The following is an 18,167-nucleotide window of genomic DNA, read 5'->3' as shown; positions in this document are numbered from 1 at the left end:
GCGGGGCGATATTGAGGTGGGGATGGCACCGGCGTTGCCGGTGTTCGCGGGTGAACCCGCGGATACGGCGGGCTGTGTATAACCACCGATGTGTGGGCACCACCAATCGGTGTAGGGGCGGGTTTACCCGCGAATGCGGTGGTGGCTGCGACGGTGGACGACGGGTAGAGATTTGCCAGCAGGGCTGGCCTCTTCGCGGGTAAACCCGCTCCTACGGGGGGGCTGTGTATAACCACCGATGTGTGGGCACCACCAATCGGTGTAGGGGCGGGTTTACCCGCGAATGCGGTGGTGGCTGCGACGGTGGACGGCGGGTGGGGATTGGTCAGCAGGGCCGGCCTCTTCGCGGGTGAACCCGCTCCTACGGGGGGGGGGGCTGTGTATAACCACCGTTGTGTGGGCACCACCAATCGGTGTAGGGGCGGGTTTACCCGCGAATGCGGTGGTGGCTGCGACGGTGGACGACGGGTAGAGATTGGCCAGCAGGGCCGGCCTCTTCGCGGGTAAACCCGCTCCTACGGGGGGGCTGTGTACAACCACCGATGTGTGGGCACCACCAATCGGTGTAGGAGCGGGTTTACCCGCGAATGCGGTGGTGGCTGCGACGGTGAGCGGCGGGTAGAGATTGGCCAGCAGGGCCGGCCTCTTCGCGGGTAAACCCGCTCCTACACAGCGCTCCCCACCTATATCAACGCGTTAGAGGCTGCGGGGCCGGGTGACGCGGTCTACCAGGTAGACCAGGCCGTGGTAGTCGATGCCGCTGTGGCTCGACAGGCCAATCTCGCAGGTGCGGCTGGTGGAGATACCTTCGCTGCAATACTGCACGGCGTTCTTCAGGCTGCGGAGCGAGTGGGCGTTCAACTCGGGGGTGGTAAAGCCTTTGTCACCGGCAAACCCGCAGCAATGAATCCCTTCCGGGATCACCACCTGTTTGCTGCAGCGCCGCGCCAGGTCGATCAAGGCCTGGCTTTCGCCCAGGTGCTGGGTGCTGCAGGTCACGTGCACGGCTACCGGTTCGTCCTGGGGGGTGAACTCCAGTCGGTCAAGCAGGTGGGTGCGGATGAAGCGCACCGGGTCGTACAGGTCCAGCCGGGTTTCGCCCAGGTCCTGCACCAGGCGCAGGGTGCAGGGGCTGGTGTCGCAATAGATCGGGTCGAGGCCGCCGCGGCTGGCGTGCAGCAGGGCGGTGATCAGCTCCTGGCGTTTGTGTTCGGCCTGCTCGGGGTAGCCCTTGGAGGCGAACGGTTGGCCGCAGCACAGGCTGTCGGCGTTGTCGGGGAACACCACCTGGTAACCGGCCTTCTCCAGCAGGGCGCGGGTTTTGTCCAGCAGCGAGCTTTGCTCGCGGTCGGCATAGGCCGGGCCCATTACCCGGGAGACGCAGGCGGCCAGGTACACCACGCGGGGGCGGGCGTCGTTGCTGGTCGCGCCGAAGGCCAGCGGGCGCAGCGGTTGCGGCATGGCCGGGGTCCATTGGGGCAGGCGGCCTTTGCTGGCTTTGCTCAGCGAGGCGCTCAGGCGGCCCAGGCGCGGGGCGCCTAGCAGCTTGCGTGCGGTGTTGGCGGCGGTCAGGGTCAGGCGCGCACCGCTTAGGGCAGTGTGGAAATGCTCGGCCAGCCAGTCGGCGGTTTTAGCGTGGTCGGCGGCCTGGCTGCGCAGTTTCTTCACCAGCTCGCCGGTATTGATGCCGACCGGGCAGCGCTGGGCGCACAGGCCGGTAGCGGCGCAGGTGTCGATGCCCTGGTACTGGTAGCTTTGCATCAGTTCACGGGTATCGATGCCGGCGCGTTGCTTGGCCTGGATGTCACGCCACATGACGATGCGCTGGCGCGGGCTGAGGGTCAGGCCCTTGGACGGGCACACCGGTTCGCAGAAGCCGCACTCGATGCACTTGTCGACGATTTCGTCGGCGGCAGGCAGCGGCTTGAGGTTTTTCAGGTGGATATCCGGGTCTTCGCTCAACACCACGTCGGGGTTGAGGATGCCGTTGGGGTCGAGCAGGCGCTTGAGCTTCCACATCAGCTGGTAGGCATCGTGGCCCCACTCCAGCTCCACGAAGGGCGCCATGTTGCGCCCGGTGCCGTGCTCGGCCTTGAGCGAGCCGCCAAACTCCACCGCCACCAGCTGCGCCACATCGTCCATGAACGCCTGGTAACGGGCGACTTCTTCGGCGCTGTTGAAACCTTGGGTAAAGACGAAGTGCAGGTTGCCTTCCAGCGCGTGGCCGAAAATGATCGCTTCGTCATAGTGATGCTTGTCGAACAGCTGGATCAGGCGGTTGACGCCTTCGGCCAGTTGCTCGACGGGGAAGGTCACGTCTTCGATGATGACCGTGGTGCCGGTCTGGCGCACGGCACCGACGGCGGGGAAGGTGTCCTTGCGGATTTTCCACAGCTGGTTGTACACGGCCGGGTCTTCGCTGAAGTCCACCTGCTGTTCCAGCGGGAAGTCGGCGATCGAGGCCATGATCTGCTGCAGTTGCTCGTGCAGCAGGCTCTGGCTGGCGGCGCGGGATTCGATCAGCAGGGCGCAGGCATTGTCCGACAGGCCTTTTACCCACAGCGGCATGCCGGGCATGTTCTGCACCGAGCGCAGGCTGCGGCGGTCGAGCAGTTCCACGGCCGAGACCGGCTGCTGCTTGAGCACGGGTACCGCGCGGCAGCAGCTTTCAACGCTGGGGAACACCAGCAGGGCGCTGGCCTTGTGCGGGTGGTCGGGCACGGTGTCGTACGTGACGGCGCTGATGAAGCCCAGCGTGCCTTCCGAGCCGACCAGCAGGTGCTGCAGGATGTCCAGCGGCTGGTCGTAGTCCACCAGTGCGTTCAGTGACAGGCCTGTGGTGTTCTTCAGCCTGTATTTGTGCCGGATACGTTCGGCCAGCGCGGTGTTGGCGCGGGTTTCGCGGCCCAGGCGGGCCAGTGCTTCCAGCAGCTCGGCGTGGCTGCTTTCGAAGGCGGCGACGCTGGCCGGGTCTTCGCTGTCCAGGCGGGTGCCGTCGGCCAGCACCAGGCGCAGGCCCGCCAGGGTGTGGTAGGTGTTTTGCGCGGTGCCGCAGCACATGCCACTGGCGTTGTTGGCGACGATGCCGCCGATCTTGCAGGCGTTGATCGAGGCCGGGTCGGGGCCGATCTTGCGCCCGAAGGGGGCCAGCCAGGCATTGGCCTGGGCACCGATCACGCCGGGTTGCAGGCGAATCTGCTCGCCCTGGCGACGGATTTCGCGGCCGTTCCAGTTATCGCCGAGCACGATCAGCACCGAGTCGCTGATGGCCTGGCCAGACAGGCTGGTGCCGGCAGCGCGGAAGGTGACCGGCACCCGCTCGCGTTGGGCCAGTTTGATCAGGCCGACCACTTCGTCCTCGGACTCGACGCGCACCACCAGCTTGGGGATCAAGCGGTAGAAGCTGGCGTCGGTGCCGAAGGCCAGGGTGGAGGTGGGGTCGTCGAAGCGGCGTTCGGCGGGGATCAGGCGCTCGGCATCACGCAGGAACGCGGCGGGCAGGCTCATGCAGTCTCCTCGCGGGGCTGTGGCGTCTGTGCGCTACATGCCCCGGGTCATTCAGGCGGTGGTTCTTGCAGGCGTTCAGGCGCCCAGTTCGCGTACCAGCGAGTCGCGGGTGATCTCGCTGATCGACTTGGCACCGGTCAGCACCATGGCCACGCGCATTTCCTTTTCGAACAGCTCAAGCAGGTTTTTCACGCCGGCCTGGCCATGCACGGCAAGGGCGTAGAGGAAGGCGCGGCCGATCAGTACGGTGTCGGCACCCAGGGCGATCATGCGCACCACGTCCAGGCCACTGCGAATGCCCGAGTCGGCCAGAATCTTCAGGTCGCCTTTGACCGCGTCGGCAATGGCCGGCAGGGCGCGGGCGCTGGACAGCACGCCGTCGAGCTGGCGGCCGCCGTGGTTGGACACCACGATACCGTCGGCACCGAACTTGACCGCATCGCGGGCGTCATCGGCATCGAGAATGCCTTTGATGATCATCGGGCCGTCCCAGAACTCGCGGATCCACTCCAGGTCCTTCCAGGAAATGGACGGGTCGAAGTTGTTGCCCAGCCAGCCGATGTAGTCGGCAAGGCCGGTGGGGTTGCCACGGTATTTGGAGATGTTGCCCAGGTCATGCGGGCGGCCCATCACGCCCACGTCCCAGGCCCACTCGGGGTGGGTCATGGCTTGCAGCACGCGGCGCAGCGGGCCGTTCTTGCCGCTCATGCCAGAGTGGGCGTCGCGGTAGCGGGCACCGGGTACGGGCATGTCCACGGTGAACACCAGGGTCTTGACGCCGGCGGCCTTGGCGCGCTCCAGGGCATTACGCATGAAGCCGCGGTCCTTGAGTACATACAGCTGGAACCACATTGGCCGGTTGATGGCGGGCGCCACTTCTTCGATCGGGCACACCGACACAGTCGACATCGTGAACGGGATGCCGTGGGCCGCCGCTGCACGCGCGGCCTGCACTTCGCCACGGCGTGCGTACATGCCGGTGAGGCCGACCGGGGCCAAGGCCACCGGCATGCTCAGGGTTTCGTCGAACAGCTTGGTTTCCAGGCTGAGCTCGGACATGTTGTTCAGCACGCGCTGGCGCAGGGCGATGCCGGCCAGGTCCGAGACGTTGTGGCGCAGGGTGTGCTCGGCGTAGGCGCCGCCGTCAGCGTAGTGGAACAGGAAGGGGGGCAGCTTGCGTTGGGCCGCGGCGCGATAGTCGGTAGAGGCAGAAATGATCATGGATTCTCGCAGCGTTGCTTGTGGGATTGCCGGGCGCGCGACGGCGCCCGGCCCCTTTCACTTTAGTGATGAACCAGCATGCCGGTCAGCCAGTAAGCCTGGACCAGGGTGATCAGGCCGACGATGGTGGCGAAGAACAGGCTGTGCTTGACGGTGAAGCGGAACAGGTCGGATTCCTTGCCGACCAGGCCGGTAGCGGCGCAGGCCACGGCGATCGATTGCGGCGAGATCATCTTGCCGGTTACGCCGCCGCTGGTGTTGGCCGCCACCAGCAGGGTGTCGTTGACCCCGATCTGGTGCGCGGTGGTGGCCTGCAGCGAGCTGAACAGGGCGTTGGACGAGGTGTCCGAGCCGGTCAGGAACACGCCCAGCCAGCCGAGGAACGGCGAGAAGAACGGGAACGCGGCGCCGGTACCGGCCAGCACCAGGGCCATGGTCGAGGACATGCCCGAGTAGTTGGTGACGAAGGCGAAGGCCAACACCATGCCGATCGACAGAATCGGCCAGCGCAGTTCCCAGAAGGTTTCTTTGAAAGTGGTAAGACCAGTTTTGAAGTTGATCTTCAGCACCGCCATCGAGATCAGCGCCGAAAGGAAGATCGCGGTGCCGGTGGCGGAGATCGGGTCGAGCTTGAACACCGCTGGCATGGCGGTCGGCGCGGCAACGATCGGTGCGGTCTTGATCACCAGCTGGTCGAGGTGCGGGATGGCGAAGTTGAACACGAAGTTGTACATCGCGCCGCCCGGAGCGAAAGCCGCCTTGAACGGCTTCAGGGTCCAGATGGTGACAAGCACGGTGAGGATCAGGAACGGCGACCAGGCCTTGAAGATCTCGCCAAAGCTGTACGGGCTAGGCTGGCTGCCGCTTGGCTGCACAACGGCTGCGCCGACACTGCCTTTGGCCTCGCTGAACGCACGCTTGGGCTGCCAGACTTTCAGGAACAGGGTAAGGCAGATCAGGCTGGCCAGTGCCGAGGTGATGTCTGGCAGTTCCGGGCCGATGAAGTTCGAGGTGAAGTACTGGGTGACGGCAAAGCTCAGGCCGGCGACCAGGGCGGCAGGCCAGGTTTCCTTCACACCACGCAGGCCGTCCATCATGAACACCAGCCAGAACGGCACGAACAGCGACAGCAGCGGCAGCTGGCGGCCGGTCATGGCGCCGATGTGGAAGGCGTCGATACCTGTGACCTGGCCGGCCACGATGATCGGGATGCCTAGGGCGCCGAAGGCCACTGGCGCGGTGTTGGCGATCAGGCACAAGCCGGCAGCGTACAGCGGGTTGAAGCCCAGGCCCACCAGCAGTGCGGCAGTGATGGCCACCGGTGCGCCAAAGCCTGCCGCACCTTCGAGGAAGGCGCCGAAGCAGAAGCCGATCAACAGCACTTGCAGGCGCTGGTCGTCGGTAATCGACAGCACCGAGCTGCGGATCACTTCGAACTGGCCGCTCTTGACCGTGAGTTTGTACAGGAACACCGCGGCAACGATGATCCAGGCAATTGGCCAGAGGCCATAGAGGAAGCCGTAACCCGCGGCGGCGAGAGCCATGTCGACAGGCATCTGGAAGGCGAAGATCGCCACCAGGATCGACAGCGCGAGGGTGATGCTGCCCGCTACGTGGCCCTTGAGGCGGAACACGGCGAGGGCCAGGAAGAAGAACACGATAGGGATGACCGCCGCCAGTGCGGACAGGCCAAGACTACCAAGCGGGCTATAGAGTTGTTGCCAGGTTTGCATATGGGGTGGCCCCTAATTGTTGTTGGTCAGGCACTGGCATTGGATAATTGGTAATACCAATTTACAATGACTGGGCGCTAGGTTAAAAGCGCTGCCGTGGGTGTGTCAATTTGTCCTGTGCAAAACTTTGGTCGCGTACCGATGAGCGGGCATCTGATGTGCTGGGAAAATCGCGGCTTGATGGGTGTTTGCGTGGCCTGGATCGGCGAGAATAGACACCCCCTGAAATTTGCCGGGGGTTTGTGGAGAGCATGTGATGGTTTTTGATCAGGTACGCCAACGGCGCCTGTCCGACGACATTGTCGATCGGCTGGAAGGGATGATTCTGGAAGGCACGCTGACCTCGGGGCAGCGGCTGCCGGCCGAGCGCGTCCTGGCCGAGCAGTTTGGTGTGTCCCGCCCGTCACTGCGCGAGGCGATCCAGAAGCTGGTGGCCAAGGGGCTATTGGTCAGCCGTCAGGGCGGGGGCAATTTTGTGGCGGAGTCGTTGGGGTCCACCTTCAGCGACCCGTTGCTGCAGTTGCTCGAGCACAGTGCCGAAGCGCAGCGTGACCTGCTCGAGTTCCGCCATACCCTGGAGGCGTCCTGCGCCTATTACGCTGCCCAGCGTGCCACCGAGCCGGACCGGGCACGGTTGAAGGCGGCCTTCGATGCGCTGCAGGATTGCTATGCCAGGGTCGATGAGGTGACCCGTGCGGAAGAGGGCGCGGCTGATGCGCGCTTCCACCTGGCGATCGCCGAGGCCAGTCATAACGCGGTGTTGCTGCACACCATCCGGGGGCTGTTCGACCTGCTCAAGCGCAACGTGGTGACCAACATCGGCGGCATGTACCAGCAGCGCACCGAAACCCGGGACATGCTGATCAGCCAGCACCGGGAACTGTACCTGGCGATTGTCGAGGGCAGGGCGGAGGATGCGCGAGAGGTGTCCAGCCGGCACATTTTGTATGTGCAGGAGGTGCTGCATGAGGCGCACGAAGAAGCGCAGCGGGTGGCGCGGGCAGAGCGGCGCAGCGGGCGCTGAGACTTTTATGGGCAGTACCGGCCTCTTCGCGGGCAAGCCCGCTCCCACAGGATAGGCGCCGGGCTTGAATCTGGTGCCATTCCTGTGGGGCGGGCGTGCCCGCGAAGAGGCCGCTCCCACAGGATGGACTGCCCCCAAGAAGTTGGACACCAATCCAACCCTTGGGGGATCTATGGGTAAGTACACCGAGCAATTCAAGCTCACAGCGATCACAGCCTACCTGGATGGCAGCAACGGTTTCCGAAAGGTGGCTCAACACTTAGGTATCGATTTCAGCCTGCTTCGACGCTGGGTGGCCAGTTATCAGGCCAATAATGGCATTGGTCCAGGCTCGCATGGGCGGCGCTATACCAGTGATTTCAAACAGCAGGTGCTTAGCTATATGCACGAGCATCGGCTTTCGCTGCGCCAGACCGCTGCCCACTTTGGTCTTGGGCAGTCCTCTCAGATAGGCATTTGGCAGCGGCAGTACTACAGTGGCAGTCCTGCACCCTCTACTGCCATCAAGCCAAGAAAGCCAATCGACGTGTCGAAGAAGATCAAGCCTGCCAAACCCACCGATACCAATGATGATCAGAAGTCTCGAGATCAGCTGATGGCTGAACTTGAGTACCTGCGCATGGAGAATGCTGTCCTAAAGGAGCTCAAGGCTCTGCGCGAGGAAAAGGAACGAACACGCGGGAAAAAGTCCTGATCGTTTCCAAACTCAAGCGCAGGTTTCCTTTGCCTGACCTCCTTCAGTTGGTCGAGCTGGCGCGCAGCACCTTCTACTACCAGCTCAAAGCTCAGCAGAAGCCAGACCGACATGCTGAGCTCAAGGCATTGGTGCATCGCGTCTATCACGAGTAGAAACGGCTTTATGGTTATCGCCGTATCGCACTCGTAATCAGGAAGGAAAAGCGGGTGAACAAGAAGGTCATTGAACGGCTGATGGCTGAGCAGGGATTGAAATCAGTAGTGCGCCCCAAGAAATATCGCTCCTATCGAGGTACCGTCGGCAAAGTGGCAGCGAATGTACTGGAGCGAAATTTTGTCGCTCAACGCCCAAACCAGAAGTGGGTGACTGACGTAACCGAGTTCAAAGTAGCTCAACAGAAGCTCTATCTGTCGCCCGTGATGGATTTGTACAACGGCGAAATCGTGGCCTACGAAATGGCCAGCCGCCCGTGCTATAGCCTGGTTGGGAACATGCTTGGCAAAGCGCTCGATTGCCTGGGAGAGAAACCGAAGCTCGTGCTGCATTCGGATCAGGGATGGCATTACCAGCAGGCGCAATACCGCCGTAAGCTAAGCGAATGCGGGGTAAAGCAGAGCATGTCCCGAAAAGGCAATTGCCTGGACAACGCGGCCATGGAAAGCTTCTTCGGCACGCTGAAATCTGAGTTTTTCTACCTGAAGCGTTTCGAGAGCATTGATGAGCTGAGAGCGGGTCTGGATGAGTACATTCACTACTACAACCATGATCGCATCAAGCTGAGGCTCAATGGCCTGAGCCCTGTGGAGTACAGGGCTCAGGCTGCAGCTTAAAACTGTCCAACTTTTGGGGGGCAGTCCAGGATAGGCGCCGGGCTTGAATCTGGTGCCATTCCTGTGGGAGCGGGCTTGCCCGCGAAGAGGCCGGAACAGGCTGAAGAGTAGTTACTCTTCCTTGCCCTTGTTCCGCACAGCCCGCTGCAGCTCGCGGTTGGAATCGCGTTCGCGCATGGTGTCGCGCTTGTCGAATTCCTTCTTGCCCTTGCCCAGTGCGATTTCGCACTTGATCAGGTGCTTGCTCCAGTACAGCGCCAAAGCCACACAGGTGTAGCCTTTTTGCGCCACGGCCGCTTCCACGCGCTCGAGCTCGCGCTTGTTCAGCAGCAGCTTGCGGGTGCGTGTAGGGTCGGCGATGACGTGGGTGCTGGCCGTGGTCAGCGGGGTGATGTGGCTGCCGAACAGCCAGGCCTCACCGTCCTTGAGCAGCACGTAGCTGTCAGTCAGGTGCGCCTTGCCGGCTCGCAGGCTTTTTACTTCCCAGCCGGACAGGACCAGCCCGGCCTCGAACTTGTGTTCGATGAAGTAATCGTGTCGCGCTTTCTTGTTTTGCGCGATGGTCCCGGTCGGATGTTTTTTTTGCTTAGCCATAGGGGCGGCATTATAGGCAAGTCCGCGCGTCGTCCGCTATGGGATTTCGGTGTGCTTGAGCCACTGGAATGAATACCGGACAATACAAACCCTGTCATACGCACAGAACCTGTTTTCGGCACGCTGCGAAGCGCCGCCACCCAGCCTTGGAAGTGACGCCTGGATGACTACCCATATTCAACGCTCCGCCCTGCTGCCATACCCCGCCCAGGCGCTTTACGATCTGGTCAACGATGTGGCCAGCTACCCTGAATTTTTGCCGTGGTGCTCGGCCTCGACGGTGATCGAAACCAGCGATACACACATGCGTGCCAAGCTCGAAGTGGCCAAGGGTGGCATGAGCCAGCACTTCGTGACGCGTAACGTGCTGGTGCCGGGGCAGTCCATCGAAATGAACCTCGAAGAAGGGCCGTTCACCCAGCTGCATGGTGTTTGGGTGTTCAAGGCGCTGGGTGAAAAAGCCTGCAAGATCAGCCTGGACCTGTCCTTCGATTACGCTGGGCCGATTGTGCGCGCCACGTTGGGCCCGCTGTTCAATCAGGCGGCCAACACACTGGTCGATGCGTTCTGCCAGCGTGCCAAGCAATTGAATGCCTGACGGATAAGGCGCAAACAAAAAGCCCGGACCAGGTCCGGGCTTTTTTGCATCTGCTGTTCCCGCTTAGCGGGTTTCCAGCGGTGCCGGGGTCGGGACCGGGGTGGTCTCGATGGTGTCGATCTCGCGCTGGATGGACTCTTCGGTCGAACCAGGCTTGGCCGGTTTTTCTTCAGGTTGCGCTGCCGGCTGTTCGGTCTGGCCTGGCTCGGTGGCCGGGCTGACGGTGGTGTCGCTGCTGCCGCCGAGGATTTCCTGATCGCGGCTTACGCCTGGCATGAAGTCGCCAGACAGGCTGACCAGTTGATCGCTTTCGTTGAAAAATACACTCATGCGTTCTTGCTGGCGCTTACCGCCACCAGGCTGCAGGCTGTACAGGTAATCCCAACGATTGGTGTTGAAGGTGTCCTGAATAAGCGGGTTGCCCATGATAAACCTTACTTGCCGGCGGGTCATTCCCGGGCGTAATTGGTCTATCATGTCTTGCGTGACGACATTGCCCTGCTGGATGTCGATTTTGTAAACCCCGGGAAACGAGCAACCGGCGAGTGCGAGCAGTCCCACTAGGGTGAGGCTGGTTAGCAAGAGCTTGGTGTTTTGCATCGGTGGGCGACTTCCACTATCTTGGCTGGACAACGTAAACCCCGATCATACCCGTATTAAGAGAAGCTGCGAAGCAGCATCGGCGAGAAAGCTGACCATGGTTGAAAATAGCGAATTGCGCAAAGCCGGTCTCAAGGTGACCCTGCCTCGAGTCAAGATCCTTCAGATGCTCGACTCTACCGAGCAGCGTCACATGAGTGCAGAGGATGTCTACAAGGCGCTGATGGAGGCTGGCGAGGATGTAGGCCTGGCCACCGTCTATCGCGTGCTGACCCAGTTCGAGGCGGCGGGTCTGGTGGTTCGCCACAACTTCGACGGCGGTCATGCAGTGTTCGAGCTGGCCGATGGCGGTCACCACGACCACATGGTGAACGTGGATACCAGTGAAGTCATCGAATTCATGGATGCCGAAATCGAGAAGCGCCAGCGCGAAATCGTGGCCGAGCATGGCTTCGAGCTGGTGGACCACAATCTGGTCCTGTATGTGCGTAAGAAGAAGTAACGGTTTTTCGTTATGGATAGCAAAGGCGACCTTCGGGTCGCCTTTGTGCTTTCTGGGGCTGAAAGATGTGTTGTCCGTGCCGGCCTCTTCGCGGGCGCGCCCGCTCCCACAGGTACACCTCAGGTTTCAGATCCTGTGATCACCCAGTGGGAGCGGGCGTGCCCGCGAATCGTCCTGGAAAAGCAAGGCTCAGGCCTTGCCGCTCACCACCATCTTGCGTGCATGGGCCAGGGACTCCTTGGTCAGGTCGATCCCGCCGAGCATCCGCGCCACTTCTTCCACGCGCTCACGCTTGCCAAGGCTAGCCACGGCGGTGTGGGTGGTGTCGCTGTTGCGCACCTTGTGCACGAACAAATGGTGATGCCCCTGCGCCGCCACCTGCGGCAGGTGGGTCACGGTCAGTACCTGGCCGCGTTCGCCCAGGCGCCGCAGCAGTTGGCCGACGATTTCTGCCGTTGGCCCGCCAATGCCCACGTCGACTTCGTCGAACACCAGGGTAGGAATGCGCGAGGTCTGCGCGGTAATGACCTGGATCGCCAGGCTGATACGCGACAGTTCGCCACCCGACGCCACCTTCGCCAGGGCCTTGAGCGGCTGGCCAGGGTTGGCACTGACCAGCAGTTCGATCTGCTCCAGGCCATGGGGTGACAGTTCGGTGCCTTCGTTCGCTGTCAGTTCGATGCAGAAGCGCCCGCCAGGCATGCCCAGGCGCTGGATTTCCTGCTCCACCGCGCCTGCCAGCTGCTGCGCTGCTTGCTGGCGCAGGCCGCTGAGTTCGCGTGCCTTCTCTTTATAGTGCTGGGCGTAGGCGGCAAGCTCTTCGCCCAGCCGCTCGATCGACTCGTCACTGGCGTTAAGGCCTTCCAGCTCCTCCATCAGTTGCTGTTGCAGGTGGGGCAGTTCGGTGGGGTGCACCCGGTGTTTGCGCGCCAGGGTGTAGATGGTGTCCAGGCGCTCCTCCAGGGCTTGCAGGCGCATCGGGTCGGCGTCGAAGTTGTCGAGGAAGCGGTTGAGTTCGCCCACGGCTTCCTCGACCTGAATCTGCGCGCTGGCGATCAGGTTGGCCGCTTCGCTCAGCGCCTTGGGCGAGTTGGTGGCGGCACCCAGGCGGTTGAGGCTGGAGGTGAGGGCGCTCAGCACATTGCCCGAATCACTCTCGCTGCACTGGTCGATGACCTGGCGGCAGATGCCGAACAGGGCTTCGGCGCTGGTCAGGTTCTTGTGTTCCTGCTCCAGCTGCTCCAGTTCGTGCTCGCCCAGGCCGAGGTTGTCCAGTTCTTCCAACTGGTAACTGAGCAACTGGTGGCGGGCGCGCTGCTCGTCGCCCGAGTTGGACAGGCGCTCCAGCTCCAGGCGGGTCTGGTTCCAGCGCTTGGCTGCAAGCTGTACCTGGCGGGCCAGGTCGACGGCGCCGGCATACTCGTCAAGCAGGCGACGGTGGGTGTCGGTCTTGAGCAGGGACTGGTGCTCGTGCTGGCTGTGGATATCGATCAGCAGTTCGCCCAGCGCCTTGAGGTCGCCGAGGGGGCAGGGCGTGCCGTTGATGTAACCGCGGCTGCGGCCTTCGGCGGTGATCACCCGGCGCAAGATGCACAGGCCTTCGTTGTCCAGGTCGCGCTCGGCCAGCCAGGCGTGCGCTTCGGGAATGTCCACCAGGTCGAAGGTGGCCAGGATGTCCGCCTTGTCGGTGCCGGGGCGCACCACGCCGCTGTCGGCACGGTCGCCCAGGGCAAGGCCGAGGGCGTCGAGCATGATCGATTTGCCGGCGCCGGTCTCGCCAGTGATGACGGACATGCCACGGGCGATTTCGAGGTCGAGGTGCTCGACGATGGCGTAGTTGTGAATGGACAGGTGCACCAGCATGGGGTCGGCTCCCGGAAATCAGGTCTGGTTATTTATACAGTACTTTTTTCGGGCCTGCCAATGCCCCTTCGCAGATTCTGTTGCAGCCTTGAAAACCACCTTGCCCCTTGAACCTGGTTTTTCCGGCCCCATATAGCCGACATCCAAGGCGAGCCTGGCTCGCAGTCCACAAAATTGCGCAGGAGAGACCCCATGGCTGATGAGCAGCTGAACGAGAAAGACCTTAACGTGGAAGAAACCGGTGCAGGCAATGCAGCTGATACCCGTGTTCTGGAGCTCGAGGAACAGCTGGCCGCAGCCAAGGACCAGGCGCTGCGCGCCGTTGCCGACCTGCAGAACGTACGCCGTCGTGCCGAGCAGGATGTGGAGAAAGCCCACAAGTTCGCCCTGGAGAAGTTCTCCAGCGACTTGCTGCCGGTGATCGACAGCCTGGAACTGGCCCTGGCTCACTCCAGTGCCGACGATGAGCACGTCAAGCAGATCCGCGAGGGTGTCGAGCTGACCCTGAAGATGTTCCAGGACACCCTCAAGCGCTACAACCTTGAAGCCGTCGACCCGCACGGCCAGCCGTTCAACCCTGAGCACCACCAGGCCATGGCCATGCAGGAAAACGCCGAGGTCGAGCCAAACAGCGTGTTGAACGTGTTCCAGAAGGGTTACCTGCTGAACGGCCGCCTGCTGCGCCCCGCCATGGTGGTGGTCAGCAAAGCGCCGAGCGCGGCGCAACCCTCGATCAATGAAAAGGCTTGAAATCCTTCGGGGCATCCCCATCTAGGTGTCAAGCCTTCAAGTATTACCGCAGTTGGCCAAAGTAGTCGCTGCTACCAAATTCAAGTTTCGGGAGAGTTAACATGGGTAAAATCATCGGTATCGACCTGGGGACCACCAACTCGTGCGTCTCCATTCTGGAAAACGGTAACGTCAAAGTCATCGAAAACGCCGAAGGTGCGCGTACTACCCCTTCGATCGTGGCCTACGCCAACGATGGCGAAATCCTGGTTGGCCAGTCGGCCAAGCGCCAGGCGGTCACCAACCCGCACAACACCCTGTTCGCAGTGAAGCGCCTGATTGGCCGCCGCTTCGAAGAAGATGTCGTGCAGAAAGACATCAAGCTGGTGCCGTACAAGATCGTCAAGGCGAACAACGGTGACGCCTGGGTCGAGGCTGCTGGCAAGGAAATGGCTCCGCCGCAGATCAGCGCCGAAGTCCTGAAGAAAATGAAGAAGACCGCCGAAGACTACCTCGGCGAGCCAGTCACCGAAGCGGTCATCACCGTTCCGGCCTACTTCAACGACAGCCAGCGTCAGGCTACCAAAGACGCCGGCCGCATCGCTGGCCTGGACGTAAAACGCATCATCAACGAGCCGACTGCCGCTGCACTGGCTTACGGTATGGACAAGGCCAAGGGCGACCACACCGTCATCGTTTATGACCTGGGTGGTGGTACCTTCGACGTTTCGGTCATCGAAATCGCCGAAGTCGACGGTGAGCACCAGTTCGAAGTACTGGCTACCAACGGCGACACCTTCCTGGGTGGCGAAGACTTCGACATGCGCCTGATCGACTACCTTGTCGACGAGTTCAAGAAAGAGTCGGGCATGGACCTGAAGAACGATCCTCTGGCCCTGCAGCGTCTGAAAGAAGCCGCAGAAAAAGCCAAGATCGAGCTGTCGTCCGCTCAGTCGACCGACGTCAACCTGCCGTACATCACTGCAGATGCCACCGGTCCTAAGCACCTGAACGTGAAGATCTCCCGCGCCAAGCTGGAGTCGCTGGTCGAAGACCTGGTCAAGCGTACCATCGAGCCTTGCCGCATCGCCCTGAAAGACGCCGGCATCGACGCCAGCAAGATCGACGACGTGATCCTGGTCGGCGGTCAGACCCGTATGCCGCTGGTGCAGAAAGAAGTGGCCGACTTCTTCGGTAAAGAAGCGCGCAAGGACGTCAACCCGGACGAGGCCGTCGCCATGGGCGCTGCCATCCAAGGCGCGGTACTGGCCGGTGACGTGAAAGACGTCCTGCTGCTGGACGTAAGCCCGCTGACCCTGGGTATCGAAACCATGGGCGGCGTGATGACCGCGCTGATCGAGAAGAACACCACCATCCCGACCAAGAAGTCGCAGGTGTTCTCGACTGCCGACGACAACCAGAGCGCCGTGACCATTCACGTGCTGCAAGGTGAGCGTAAGCAGGCTGCGCAGAACAAGTCGCTGGGCAAGTTCGACCTGGCTGACATTCCGCCAGCACCGCGCGGCGTGCCGCAAATCGAAGTGACCTTCGACATCGACGCCAACGGCATCCTGCACGTAGGTGCGAAAGACAAGGCCACCGGCAAGACTCAGTCGATCGTGATCAAGGCCAACTCCGGCCTGTCGGACGAAGAGATCGAGCGCATGGTGCGTGACGCCGAGGCCAACGCCGAGGAAGACCGCAAGTTCGAAGAGCTGGCTGCTGCCCGTAACCAGGGTGACGCGCTGGTACACTCGACCCGCAAGATGGTCGCTGATGCAGGTGACAAGGTTACCGCTGAAGAGAAAACCGCCATCGAGGCCGCCGTTGTTGCCCTGGAAGCCGCTGTCAAAGGCGACGACAAGGCTGCCATCGACGCCAAGGTTGAAGAGCTGTCCAAGGTCTCTGCCCCGGTTGCCCAGAAGATGTACGCCGAGCAGTCGGCTGAACAGCCTCAGGGTGGCGCGCAGCAGGCCGAGCCGGAAGCCAAGCACGATGACGTGGTTGACGCCGAGTTCGAAGAAGTGAAAGACAACAACAAGCAGTAATCCCTGCATGTTGTCGGCCGGTTCACCGTCGTTTGCCGGTGAGCTGGTAGGATGTCGCCGCGCGGGGGCTTGCTCCCGCGTTGGCGTATCTGGAATTCGAGAATTTTTACAGCATCTGTCAGCGGCTCTTGAGGGTCGCACGCGGGTGCTGATGGCGTGGCGCAGATGCCACACGCCCAACAAGGTGCAAATGACCTATGTCCAAGCGTGATTATTATGAGGTCCTGGGTGTCGAGCGCGGCGCCACTGAAGCGGACCTCAAGAAGGCTTACCGCCGTTTGGCGATGAAGTACCACCCGGACCGCAACCCGGGCGATAAAGAATCGGAAGACAAGTTCAAGGAGGCCAACGAGGCCTACGAAGTGCTGTCGGACGCGAGCAAGCGTGCGGCCTTCGACCAGTATGGCCATGCAGGTGTCGACCCAAGCATGGGTGGCGGTGGTGCCGGCTTTGGTGGTGCCAACTTCTCCGACATCTTCGGCGATGTGTTCAGCGACTTCTTCGGCGGCGGTGGTCGCGGTGGCGGTCGAGGCGGTGCCCAGCGCGGCAGCGACCTGCGCTACACCCTGGAGCTGAACCTGGAAGAAGCGGTGCGTGGCACCACGGTCAGCATCCGCGTGCCCACCCTGGTCAACTGCAAGCCTTGCGACGGTTCCGGTGCCAAGAAGGGCTCGACCCCGTCGACCTGCCCGACCTGTGGCGGCATCGGCCAGGTACGCATGCAGCAAGGCTTCTTCTCGGTGCAGCAAACCTGCCCGCGCTGCCATGGCCAAGGCAAGATCATTACCGACCCGTGCACTTCGTGCCATGGTGAAGGTCGTGTCGAGGAATACAAGACGCTGTCGGTCAAGGTGCCGGCAGGTGTCGATACCGGCGACCGTATCCGTCTGTCGGGTGAGGGCGAGGCCGGTACTCATGGTGGCCCGACTGGCGATCTGTACGTGGTGATCAGCGTGCGTGAGCACGAGATTTTCCAGCGCGACGGCAAGCATTTGTACTGTGAAGTGCCGATCAGCTACACCGATGCTGCCCTGGGTGGCGAGCTGGAAGTGCCGACCCTGGATGGTCGCGTGAAGCTGAAGATTCCGGAAGGCACCCAGACTGGTAAGCAGTTCCGTCTGCGTGGCAAGGGCGTTGCCCCGGTGCGTGGTGGTGGTGCGGGTGACCTGCTGTGCCGTGTGGCCGTAGAAACCCCGGTCAATCTCAGTCGCCGTCAGCGCGAGCTGCTCGAAGAGCTGCGTGATTCGCTGGAAGGTGACAGTTCCCACTCGCCCAAGGCCAGCGGCTGGTTCGATGGTGTGAAGCGCTTCTTCGGCGATCTCTGACAAGGAACAGGTTATGCGACGTATTGCAGTGATGGGCGCGGCGGGGCGGATGGGCAAAACCCTCATCGAAGCCGTGCAACAAACCCCGGGCGCGGGGCTGACTGCGGCGATCGATCGCCCTGACAGCTCGTTGGTCGGGGCTGATGCCGGAGAGCTGGCGGCACTTGGCCGAATTGGCGTGCTGTTGTCCGACGACCTGGCCAAGGTTGCCGACGAGTTCGATGTGCTGATCGATTTCACTCACCCCTCGGTGACCCTGAAAAACCTCGCGTTCTGCCGCAAGCACGGCAAGGCGATGATCATCGGCACGACCGGTTTTACAGTCGAAGAGAAGCAGTTGTTGGCGGAGGCCGGCAAGGACATTCCAATCGTGTTCGCCGCCAACTTCAGCGTGGGTGTCAACCTTAGCCTCAAGCTGCTGGATATGGCTGCGCGGGTGCTGGGCGATGATGTCGATATCGAAATCATCGAGGCGCACCACCGGCACAAGGTCGATGCGCCGTCGGGTACTGCACTGCGCATGGGTGAAGTGGTTGCCAATGCGCTGGGCCGTGATCTGCAGGAAGTGGCCGTGTATGGCCGTGAAGGGCAAACCGGCGCGCGTGATCGCAAAACCATCGGTTTCGCCACCGTGCGTGCCGGCGATGTGGTGGGCGATCACACCGTGTTGTTCGCTGCCGAAGGCGAGCGCCTGGAAATCACCCACAAGGCCTCCAGCCGCATGACCTTCGCCAAGGGTGCCGTGCGTGCGGCGCTGTGGCTGGACGGGCGTGAGCCGGGGCTGTACGACATGCAGGATGTGCTTGAGCTGCGTTAAGCCGTGAGTGTGGTGTGGGCTTCTTCGCGGGCTTGCCCGCTCCCACAGGTGCGGCGTTGCTCTTGGGCTGGTGCGATCC

The 18,167-nt window shown here is 62.1% G+C and carries 13 protein-coding genes and 1 pseudogene; 8 read left to right on the top strand and 6 right to left on the bottom strand.

What is annotated here, in order from left to right; all coding sequences use genetic code 11:
• Window positions 1-696: 696 nt before the first annotated feature.
• The 3 genes from AC3RCM_RS23910 to AC3RCM_RS23900 form a co-directional block, all read right to left on the bottom strand.
• Window positions 697-3,507 carry an FAD-binding and (Fe-S)-binding domain-containing protein gene (locus AC3RCM_RS23910; RefSeq protein WP_492629184.1) on the bottom strand — a complete coding sequence of 937 codons (2,811 nt, stop codon included), beginning with the start codon at window positions 3,505-3,507 and terminating at the stop codon, window positions 697-699.
• A 75-nt stretch (window positions 3,508-3,582) separates the two neighbouring features.
• Window positions 3,583-4,728 (bottom strand): FMN-dependent L-lactate dehydrogenase LldD, encoded by a 1,146-nt coding sequence (gene lldD, locus AC3RCM_RS23905; protein WP_003249907.1) that lies wholly within the window; start codon window positions 4,726-4,728, stop codon window positions 3,583-3,585.
• Window positions 4,729-4,790: 62 nt separating this feature from the next.
• Window positions 4,791-6,461 (bottom strand): lactate permease LctP family transporter, encoded by a 1,671-nt coding sequence (locus AC3RCM_RS23900; protein ID WP_010955372.1) that lies wholly within the window; start codon window positions 6,459-6,461, stop codon window positions 4,791-4,793.
• 256 nt (window positions 6,462-6,717) lie between these two features.
• Here AC3RCM_RS23900 and AC3RCM_RS23895 point away from each other — a divergent pair, with 256 nt between their 5' ends.
• Together AC3RCM_RS23895 and AC3RCM_RS23890 are read left to right on the top strand one after the other, a co-directional pair.
• Complete coding sequence (locus tag AC3RCM_RS23895) at window positions 6,718-7,485, top strand: FCD domain-containing protein (protein WP_010955371.1); 768 nt, start codon at window positions 6,718-6,720, stop codon at window positions 7,483-7,485.
• Window positions 7,486-7,657: 172 nt separating this feature from the next.
• Window positions 7,658-9,012: pseudogene (locus AC3RCM_RS23890) on the top strand (IS3 family transposase).
• A gap of 111 nt (window positions 9,013-9,123) precedes the next feature.
• On the opposite strand, the gene smpB reads toward AC3RCM_RS23890, so the two are convergent.
• Complete coding sequence (gene smpB, locus AC3RCM_RS23885) at window positions 9,124-9,606, bottom strand: SsrA-binding protein SmpB (RefSeq protein ID WP_003249914.1); 483 nt, start codon at window positions 9,604-9,606, stop codon at window positions 9,124-9,126.
• A gap of 163 nt (window positions 9,607-9,769) precedes the next feature.
• On the opposite strand from smpB, the gene AC3RCM_RS23880 reads away from it, so the two are divergent.
• Complete coding sequence (locus AC3RCM_RS23880; protein WP_014592414.1) at window positions 9,770-10,204, top strand: type II toxin-antitoxin system RatA family toxin; 435 nt, start codon at window positions 9,770-9,772, stop codon at window positions 10,202-10,204.
• A 63-nt stretch (window positions 10,205-10,267) separates the two neighbouring features.
• Here the strand turns inward: AC3RCM_RS23880 and AC3RCM_RS23875 are convergent, their stop codons facing one another.
• On the bottom strand, window positions 10,268-10,804 hold the full coding sequence (locus AC3RCM_RS23875; RefSeq protein ID WP_010955369.1) for an outer membrane protein assembly factor BamE: 537 nt from the start codon (window positions 10,802-10,804) through the stop codon (window positions 10,268-10,270).
• A gap of 97 nt (window positions 10,805-10,901) precedes the next feature.
• Between AC3RCM_RS23875 and fur the strand changes: the two genes are divergently transcribed.
• Complete coding sequence (gene fur / locus AC3RCM_RS23870; protein WP_003249922.1) at window positions 10,902-11,306, top strand: ferric iron uptake transcriptional regulator; 405 nt, start codon at window positions 10,902-10,904, stop codon at window positions 11,304-11,306.
• A gap of 189 nt (window positions 11,307-11,495) precedes the next feature.
• On the opposite strand, the gene recN is transcribed toward fur, so the two are convergent.
• Window positions 11,496-13,169: a DNA repair protein RecN gene (gene recN, locus AC3RCM_RS23865; RefSeq protein WP_064493339.1), complete on the bottom strand. Its 1,674-nt coding sequence runs from the start codon at window positions 13,167-13,169 to the stop codon at window positions 11,496-11,498.
• A 192-nt stretch (window positions 13,170-13,361) separates the two neighbouring features.
• On the opposite strand from recN, the gene grpE reads away from it, so the two are divergent.
• The 4 genes from grpE (at window position 13,362) to dapB (ending at window position 18,088) form a co-directional block, all read left to right on the top strand.
• Entirely contained in the window at window positions 13,362-13,919 is a 558-nt protein-coding gene (gene grpE, locus AC3RCM_RS23860) for a nucleotide exchange factor GrpE (RefSeq protein WP_010955367.1), read from the top strand.
• Between the two features lie 101 nt (window positions 13,920-14,020).
• On the top strand, window positions 14,021-15,946 hold the full coding sequence (gene dnaK, locus AC3RCM_RS23855; RefSeq protein ID WP_010955366.1) for a molecular chaperone DnaK: 1,926 nt from the start codon (window positions 14,021-14,023) through the stop codon (window positions 15,944-15,946).
• Between the two features lie 197 nt (window positions 15,947-16,143).
• Window positions 16,144-17,271 (top strand): molecular chaperone DnaJ, encoded by a 1,128-nt coding sequence (gene dnaJ / locus AC3RCM_RS23850; RefSeq protein WP_020193785.1) that lies wholly within the window; start codon window positions 16,144-16,146, stop codon window positions 17,269-17,271.
• A gap of 13 nt (window positions 17,272-17,284) precedes the next feature.
• On the top strand, window positions 17,285-18,088 hold the full coding sequence (gene dapB / locus AC3RCM_RS23845) for a 4-hydroxy-tetrahydrodipicolinate reductase (RefSeq protein WP_003249933.1): 804 nt from the start codon (window positions 17,285-17,287) through the stop codon (window positions 18,086-18,088).
• Window positions 18,089-18,167: the final 79 nt, after the last annotated feature.

It is taken from the genome of Pseudomonas sp. GW823-FHT05G12 (assembly GCF_058795575.1).
This window is presented reverse-complemented; position numbering and strand designations above follow the sequence as displayed.

Coding starts and splice junctions, on each gene's coding strand:
- AC3RCM_RS23910 (WP_492629184.1), bottom strand. CDS start 3,507: ATGAGCCTGCCCGCCGCGTTCCTGCGTGATGCCGAGCGCCTGATCCCC.
- lldD (WP_003249907.1), bottom strand. CDS start 4,728: ATGATCATTTCTGCCTCTACCGACTATCGCGCCGCGGCCCAACGCAAG.
- AC3RCM_RS23900 (WP_010955372.1), bottom strand. CDS start 6,461: ATGCAAACCTGGCAACAACTCTATAGCCCGCTTGGTAGTCTTGGCCTG.
- AC3RCM_RS23895 (WP_010955371.1), top strand. CDS start 6,718: ATGGTTTTTGATCAGGTACGCCAACGGCGCCTGTCCGACGACATTGTC.
- smpB (WP_003249914.1), bottom strand. CDS start 9,606: ATGGCTAAGCAAAAAAAACATCCGACCGGGACCATCGCGCAAAACAAG.
- AC3RCM_RS23880 (WP_014592414.1), top strand. CDS start 9,770: ATGACTACCCATATTCAACGCTCCGCCCTGCTGCCATACCCCGCCCAG.
- AC3RCM_RS23875 (WP_010955369.1), bottom strand. CDS start 10,804: ATGCAAAACACCAAGCTCTTGCTAACCAGCCTCACCCTAGTGGGACTG.
- fur (WP_003249922.1), top strand. CDS start 10,902: ATGGTTGAAAATAGCGAATTGCGCAAAGCCGGTCTCAAGGTGACCCTG.
- recN (WP_064493339.1), bottom strand. CDS start 13,169: ATGCTGGTGCACCTGTCCATTCACAACTACGCCATCGTCGAGCACCTC.
- grpE (WP_010955367.1), top strand. CDS start 13,362: ATGGCTGATGAGCAGCTGAACGAGAAAGACCTTAACGTGGAAGAAACC.
- dnaK (WP_010955366.1), top strand. CDS start 14,021: ATGGGTAAAATCATCGGTATCGACCTGGGGACCACCAACTCGTGCGTC.
- dnaJ (WP_020193785.1), top strand. CDS start 16,144: ATGTCCAAGCGTGATTATTATGAGGTCCTGGGTGTCGAGCGCGGCGCC.
- dapB (WP_003249933.1), top strand. CDS start 17,285: ATGCGACGTATTGCAGTGATGGGCGCGGCGGGGCGGATGGGCAAAACC.